Source organism: Intrasporangium sp. (assembly GCF_032907665.1).
In the GTDB taxonomy this organism is placed as follows: domain Bacteria; phylum Actinomycetota; class Actinomycetes; order Actinomycetales; family Dermatophilaceae; genus Intrasporangium.
Map to the genome: position 1 here is coordinate 1 of NZ_JAJJPG010000157.1, position 7409 is coordinate 7409.

At 71.2% G+C, this 7409-nt stretch carries 6 protein-coding genes; 2 read left to right on the forward strand and 4 right to left on the reverse strand.

Features of this window, described 5'->3' with window-relative positions:
* Window positions 1-178: 178 nt before the first annotated feature.
* The 4 genes from LOY02_RS16735 to LOY02_RS16750 all read right to left on the reverse strand — a co-directional run bounded on the left by LOY02_RS16735 (window position 179) and on the right by LOY02_RS16750 (window position 5727).
* Window positions 179-1516, reverse strand: a complete 1338-nt coding sequence (locus tag LOY02_RS16735) for a hypothetical protein (protein WP_317183507.1) — start codon at window positions 1514-1516, stop codon at window positions 179-181.
* Between the two features lie 162 nt (window positions 1517-1678).
* Complete coding sequence (locus LOY02_RS16740) at window positions 1679-3766, reverse strand: ATP-binding protein (RefSeq protein ID WP_317183508.1); 2088 nt, start codon at window positions 3764-3766, stop codon at window positions 1679-1681.
* 22 nt (window positions 3767-3788) lie between these two features.
* Window positions 3789-4835: an aminoglycoside phosphotransferase family protein gene (locus LOY02_RS16745; RefSeq protein WP_317183509.1), complete on the reverse strand. Its 1047-nt coding sequence runs from the start codon at window positions 4833-4835 to the stop codon at window positions 3789-3791.
* A complete protein-coding gene (locus tag LOY02_RS16750) occupies window positions 4819-5727 on the reverse strand; it encodes a Sir2 family NAD-dependent protein deacetylase (RefSeq protein ID WP_317183510.1) in 909 nt (302 codons plus the stop codon). The genes LOY02_RS16745 and LOY02_RS16750 overlap by 17 nt, the downstream gene beginning before the upstream one ends.
* Window positions 5728-5791: 64 nt before the next feature.
* Here LOY02_RS16750 and LOY02_RS16755 point away from each other — a divergent pair, with 64 nt between their 5' ends.
* Together LOY02_RS16755 and LOY02_RS16760 are read left to right on the forward strand one after the other, a co-directional pair.
* Window positions 5792-6733 carry a LysR family transcriptional regulator gene (locus LOY02_RS16755; protein ID WP_317183511.1) on the forward strand — a complete coding sequence of 314 codons (942 nt, stop codon included), beginning with the start codon at window positions 5792-5794 and terminating at the stop codon, window positions 6731-6733.
* A gap of 35 nt (window positions 6734-6768) precedes the next feature.
* A complete protein-coding gene (locus tag LOY02_RS16760) occupies window positions 6769-7344 on the forward strand; it encodes a peroxidase-related enzyme (protein ID WP_317183512.1) in 576 nt (191 codons plus the stop codon).
* Window positions 7345-7409 lie beyond the last annotated feature (65 nt).

Here is a 7409-nt window from a genome sequence, read left to right on the forward strand (position 1 = left end):
GCGGCGATGGCAGATCACAGCTGGCCACCACCCGATGGCTCACGCACTGACCCGCCCGACGGGTCAGTGCGTGAGGACGCACGGGGGCACATCGTGAGCGGCGATGACCACCTCCGCGGAACCACCTCTGCCGAGCCACCTCTGCCGAGCCACCTCTGCCGAACATCTGAGCCTGCAGTCACCCCGGTGATAGCGCCGGCTGACCAGCCCGCATCGCCCCCAGCACGGTCGTCGGCCGGAACAATGCAGAAGGCGGGTCGATGAGACTGCTCACGCGCAGAAAGGCCGCTCCAAGGCGCGGGTCGCGGGACGCGCCTGACTGCAGGCGCGCGACGTAGCCGCCGAGGACCCGAGTCAGGGGAGTCCGCTTCCCCTCCACCTCGGGGAAGGTGAGGTCCGCACCCGTCGCCAACGCCCAGGCTCCCCCGGCGATCCGCCCGACGTCGCGCTGGAATGCCGCCGAGTCGAGCCCCGCTCCTCGAGCCAGGCTGCGACGCAGTGCACCTGCTTCGAGGGCAGCAACGGTCATGCCCTGCCCATAGATCGGGTTCAACGCGCAGACCGCATCCCCCACGACGGCCAGCCCCTGCGGGAAGGTGCGCATCCGGTCGTACCGGTTCCAGACCGAGGTGGGATGCCGGTGGGTGACCGGTTCGTCGAGGGGCTCAGCCTCAGCGATGGCCGCGTAGACGTCGGGCAGCGCGAGGTCGCGAGCGAAACCCAGGAACGCGTCTGGATCGGTCGGCGGAACGTCCCCGAGCACACCCATCAGGGTCACGATGCAACGCCCGCCCTCGAGCAGGGAGAGCGCACCGCCGCGAGGCCGAGCTGGAGTCGGGCCGCACAGGGCCACCAGGTCGTCCCCCAAGGTGCCGGGAGGGAGCCGATACGTCCGCGTCGCGTAGGCAACGCCGATGCGCACCTCTTCATGCGCAGGCCGTGGTAGCCCCAGCAACTCGAGCCAGGTCGGCATCCGCGAGCCTCGCCCGCATGCGTCCACGACGAGGTCTGCCGGAGTCTCCACCGCTGGGCTGCCGTCAGCGCGGGCGATGAGCCGCACCCCGGTGACGCGCTCGACCGTGCCGACCAGCCCGACGACATCGTGGCGTGGCAGGACGGTGACGTTCGGCAGCGCCGCGACGCGTCGCCGGATCGCCGCCTCGAGCGCCGGCCGGCTGACGCACAGGGCCGCGAGCCCGGACAGCCCTTGCCGGAAGCGGTGGCCTCCGAGGCAGAGACGACTGTTGGCGAGCATGTCCCCCTGGGGTGCTCCGGCGCGGACCAGTTCGGCCACGAGGCCCGGAAAGGTGGCCTCGAGCTCGTCGTGCCCACGTGCGAGCAGCCCGTGCAGGTGCCTCCCCTGCGGAACCCCGCGACGTGGCGACGGGCCTGGTTCGAGCGGATCCCGGTCGACGACGACCACCTCCCCGTGCGTCTCTGCCACCGCCCGCGCAGCGAGCAGGCCAGCGATCCCGGCGCCGAGGACGACTGCGCGGTCGGACGTCGTGTGTTTCATGTGAGCCTCCTGAGCCCATCGGTTCGTTCGATGGCTCGAGCGTGCGCTCACGGGACGGCGGGTCACCAGGTCATCGGGTGCTCACTGCTGCTCACTGCTGCTCACTCCTGCTCACCCCTGCTCAGCCCTGCTCAGCCTTGCCCAGTGCTCCCCGAGTACTGCTCAGCCTTCGCCCAGCTCGCGGCTCCAGAGCCAGGCCACCACTCGATCGCACCCCTGGCGCAGGTGGCGACGATACGTGCTGAACGGCAGGCCGAGCATCGCCGCGGCCGCCTCCTGCGTGCCGGCCGCACTCACGTAGGTGCGCTCCACGGCGCGGAAGAGCCGATCGTCCCGCGGGTCCTGGGCGAGCGAGCCGACCGCCTCCCTCACCATGGACTCCAGGGCCACGCCCCGTTCCGCCTCGTCGACGTGGCCGACGAGGCGGGCCCGCACCAGCGGATTGCGCCCGAGGAGGTCTGGCCGCCGCAGGTCTCGCAGGGCCTGGCGTGCGGCGCTGTCGAAGTCGCTGTGGGCCAGCACGAGCGTCTCGACCGGCGCGTCAGGGGGTGGGAGCAGCAGGGCGTCGTCGGCGAGGGCGACGTCTGTCCACCGCTGGGTGACGACCTCGATCGGCACGCGCCGGAAGTCGTGGGCAAACAACCCGTAGCGGCGGCCACCGAGGCTGAAGTCGGCGCCACCCGCCCTCGGCAGGCCGGCCACGGCGAAATAGCTGTTCCACCGATCCGGGTCGGCCAGGGTGAGGAAGTCCCACGAGAGGCGCCGATCGACGAGCTGGTTCTGCAGTGTGATGATGGGGACCGCGTTGAGCGTCGGCGAGGGCTCCTGGTAGAGCTCGGTGTCGACGATGAACCGGCACTGGGTCACGGTATCGCCTTGTCGTGCTGGGGTATTCGCCTCAGCGAACCTCCACGCGGCGGCCGTGCCGGGATCCGCCATCCGATCGGCGTGCTCGGCGGCCGTGAGGTCGAGCAGGGCGACGACCCCTCGAAGGGACCGGTCCGCCGACCGGATCACATGGAAGCCGTCCGGTTGCAGGGCGAGCCAGCGCTCCGCCAGGGCCGCCGACTCGGGCCCCTCGGCCCGGCGCACGAGCTCCACGATGGGGTCGCGGTCGCCGGGTCCGGCTCGGTCCGGGTAGTGCTCGCCCCAGCGTTCCCACGCCACGGGTGAGAGCACGCCCCGCACGTGACGGAAGAGGAACTTCGCGTCGGCGACGGCGCGTTGCTGCTCACGCCCGCGAGTCTCGCTCGCCCTCGCCACCGCATGGGCGTTGACCGCGCGGAAAACCGTCCGGTAGGCGGGTGGGTCACGCCATCGCAGGTCCGCATCGATGAGGTCCCGCACGAGGTCATGCAGTCGAACGCCGTCGGCCCCCACCTCGGTCACGGCGAGGCCGCTCAGCCAGTCGAAAACTTCGGCGGCCCGCTCGCGGGCGTCGAGCACCTCGGCGAGCAGGTCCTGCGTTGCCCTCCGTGCGATCGCTGCCGCGCGCAACCCGTCGAGGTGGACCGCGGACGGGACGACACTGATCATCCGTTCGAGGATCTCGCGCATGGGCTCGGGCGGCATCGCCCCGAGATCCAGGTCGGGGTCGTCGCCCAGGACGTCGGCGACGAGGGACAGCGCCAAGGGGTGCGAATGGGTCAGCGCCAGGACCTCGTCGTGCCGGCCTTCCGGAACGCCTCGGTCCGTGAGGTAGCTCCTCGCCGCCACAGGCTCGAGATTGCGCAGCGACACGACGCGCAGGAGTCCCGACCAGGCCCCGTCCGTCCGCCAGGCTGCGGTCGGACGGTCCCGGCCCGCGATGACCGTGAGCGTCGACGCCGGGAGGGTGGGCAACAGTTCGTCCCGCACCCACGACTCCATCGGGGCCCACCACTCAAAGCCGTCGACGAGCAGCACCTGCAACCCCGTAGCCGGGGAATCCTCAGTTCCTTCTCTATGCGCCCCGCCCACCAAGGCGCTGACTGCGTCCTCGATGGCCCGGGGGCCGCCGCCCTCTCGCCCATCGAGTCGCAGCACCTCGGCGCCTCCTGCCTCCGCTGCAGCCGCGTAGGCATCGAGCAGGGACGACTTGCCGACCCCGCCCGGCCCGTGGACGAAGAGCACCCGGAACGGTGGGTCCTCAGCGGCCAACGCCGACCGGAAGAGCTCGACCTCCCCCTCACGGCCGACGAACTGAGCGCGCCGCCGGGCCGTCAGCAGGTCGCCCAGCGATCTCGTGGAGTCAGCGGTCCAGCCCCCCATCACCCCATCGTGGCAGACCTGCTCAGGTCAGGACAGGCTCGCTGCGCAGCGACGCGAGCCACCACGTCCCGGCGTCGCCGTACTCCACCTGCTCGTCGTCGGTGAGAGTCGCGCAGACCCGCAACCATGACTCGGTCCGCCCGAGACGCCCGAGCTGGAGCGCCGCCGGCAGGGCGGCCCGTAGCTCGGCGGCCGGCACCACGTCACCCCACACCTCGATCCCGGCATCCGCGACCTTCCGGAGGCGCGCGTCGTCACTCGTGGCCCCGAATCGGTGGGCCAGGATGTTGAGCGGGATGAGCAGGGCACTCAGCGGATGCGCCAGCACGGCATCGCCGAAGTCGAAGAAGCGCAGTCGGCCATCCGGGGCAGCGAAGACGTTGTTGGCGTGGAGGTCGTTGTGCACCAGCGTCTCCGGCATCCCCAGGGCCTCCAGTCGATCGGCCCACTCGGTGACCGTGGGCACGAGCGCGTGCAGCTCCGTCGCGACGTCGGGTGCGAGCCGCTGCGGGTCCCCCTCTGGCAGCCTGCTCAGCTGCTCGACCCGGGCCTCCACATAGGACGGCGCTTCGGCGGTGCGCAGCGTCGTGATGCCTGCCGCCACGAGCCGGTCCTGCGCCCCCTCGAGGTCCCGCTGGAGGGCCATCGCGTGGGCGACGACGCGACACCACGACTCCACGTCGTCCGGGGCAATCGTCTCGGTGAGGACCTGGCCTTGGTCGGGGACGACGAGCAGCCCCCGCTCCCCGTCGATCGCGAGGACCGGCACGACCCGCTCCGGCGACAGGGTGTCGAGCTCGTGCAGCAACCGGGCCTCGAACTTCTGGTGCTCGCAGTTCTGCTTGGCCCAGTAGTCGACGCCGTCGCTGCCGCGGGCGCGCCACACCGTCGACCACGGCCGCAGGTGCACCTGCTCCAGCGCCACGAGGTCGATGCCGCGCGCGCCGAGCACCTCGACGAGCCACTGCCTCAGCTCGGCCTCGAAGGCCGGCGATGCCCAGTGCACCGAGGGTCCGGGTCCCCTCTCGGGCAGGGTCGCGAACCAGCGGGTCTCAGTCTCCGTGTCCAAGTGCGGCTCCCAGCGCGTCGAGCGTCGCCCCAAGCGGGGCATGCAACCGGATCGTTGCATCCGCGTCGCCGCGCGTCGCCGAGCGCGTCACGATGCCCACCGGCACCCCGATCCGCGCCGCGTGCCGCACGAAACGGTAGCCGCTCATCACCGACAGCGACGATCCGAGGACCAAGACTGCCCCAGCGGACTCGACGAGGCCAAAGCATTTGTCGACGAGGGACTTCGGGACGGACTCGCCGAAGAACACAACGTCGGGCTTCACCGTGTCGTGCCCGCAGACGAGGCAGTGCGGGGCGTAGAACGAGTCGACGAGCGAGTCCGCGACGACGATGTCGCCGTCGGGTCGAACCTGCTCGCCCCACTGCGAACCGACCGCTTCGGCCTGCGCGGCGAAGCGCTCCATGAAACCGGGGTTCGCCTCGGCCATCCGCTCGTGCAGGCCCTGGCGGGAGGTCACCTCGCCACAGGTGAGACAGACCGCCCGGTCGAGCGATCCGTGCAGCTCGACCACGTCCTCCGCGCCTGCCGCCTGGTGCAGGCCGTCGACGTTCTGGGTGATGATCGGGCCGACGTAACCCTCGCGCTGCAGTGCGGTGACGTGCTGGTGGCCGGAGTTCGGCTCGGCCGCCGTGAACCGCTGCCAGCCGATGTAGCTGCGGGCCCAGTAGCGGCGCCGCGCCTCGCTCGAGCCGGTGAACTCGCCGAACGTCATCGGCTCGACCCGACGGGTCCCGTCAGGTCCCCGGTAGTCCGGGATCCCCGAGTCCGTGGACATGCCGGCCCCGCTCAACACGAGGACCCCGCCACCGCTGACGAGGTCGACGAGGTCGTCCAGCGTCCCGAGGTCCTCCGTCTCGAGCGGCAGGGCCCGGGTCGTCGCAAGCTTCACGTTCCAAGCCTACGTGTCATGGGGACAAAGGCTCAAAAGCATAATCCTGAGTTATGCTACTGGCATGATCGACGCAGCGGGCCTTCGGGTCATGAAGGCCATCGCCGACGAGGGCAGCTTCACTGGCGCGGCCAACGCGCTCGGCTTCTCCCAGCCCGCGATCTCGCAGATGGTCCGTCGGCTCGAGCAGCGCACCGGAACCGTCCTCGTGGAGCGCTACGGCCGTCAGGTCCGGCTCACCGAGGCGGGCCAGCTCCTCGCTCGCCGGGCGGTCGGCGTGCTCGCCGCGCTCGACGCCGCCGAGGAGGAGATCACGGCGATCGCCGGCTTGCGGGCCGGCCGGGTCCGTCTCCAGGCCTTCCCCAGCTCGTCCGCGACGCTCGTCCCCAAGGCCCTGGCAATCCTCAAGGAGCGCCACCCCGACATCACCGTCACCTTCACCGAGGCCGAGCCGCCCGAGTCCCTCGCCGCCCTGCGCAACGGCGACTGCGACGTCGCCGTGGCCTTTGCCTACGAGGGCGCGGACCTCGGCGTCCTCGAGGAGGACCTCTCGCTCCTCGAGACCCACCACCTGCTCGACGACGAGGTCCGCGTCGTCGTCCCCAAGGACCACCCCCTCGCGGACCGCCAGAGCGTCACCCTGTCGGACTTCGCCGACGAGGAGTGGATCGCCGGCTGCCCGCGCTGCCGCGGCCACCTCGTCTCGCTCGCGCAGCACGAGGGGTTCCGGCCCAACGTCACCTTCGAGATCGAGGACTACGTCGCCCAGATCGGCCTCGTCACCGCCGGCCTGGGGGTCGCGCTCGTGCCCGACCTCATCCTCAACGCCGCCAAGCACGAGGACGTCGCGACGCTCTCCCTCTCCCCTGCCTCACGCCGGCAGATCCTCGCCGTGACGACACCCGACCTCCAGCGCGTCCCTGCCGTCTCGGCCGCCCTGCGCGCGCTCTGCGAGGCTGCCGGCGCCCCGACTGACCTCCCCGACCCCGCGCTCTCGCCCGCCTGACAGCGGCGGCCGGCTCAGCGGCATACAGTGCCGTCATGGCCGACCACGAACGCATCTCCTTCCTCCCCCTCCCCGGCGCCGACGACGTCCCGGAGGGCGTCGCGCGGCTCTGGGCCAAGTCCGAGGAGGCGTTCGGCTTCGTGCCCAACGTCTTCAGGGCGCAGGCCTACAACGGCGACCAGTTCCAGGCCTGGTGGAACTACTTCAACCTCCTCGTCAACAAGGAGGGGCACCTGAGCAACGCCGACCGCGAGCTGCTCGGCGTCGTCGTGTCGAACGTCAACCGCTGCACGTACTGCGTCGTCTCCCACACGGCAGCGCTGCGCACCTACACGGAGGACGAGCGCACCGCCGACCTCGTCGCCATCAACTGGCGGCAGGCGGACCTGCCCGAGCGTGAGGCCGTGATGGCGGCCTACGCCGAGAAGCTCACGCTGCACCCTGCCGACGTCGTCGAGTCGGACCTCGAACCGCTCCGGGCCGTCGGCCTCGACGACCACCAGATCCTCGAGCTCGTCCAGGTCGTCGGGATGTTCAACCTCACCAACCGCGTCTCCTCGGCGCTCGGCTTCGTGCCCAACGCCGAGTACCACGGTCAGGGACGCTCCTGACGTCGGCCCGTATGCCGCTGAGCCGGGTCCGCGCCCGCGTGCAGCGGGCGCCTCGGACGTCACGG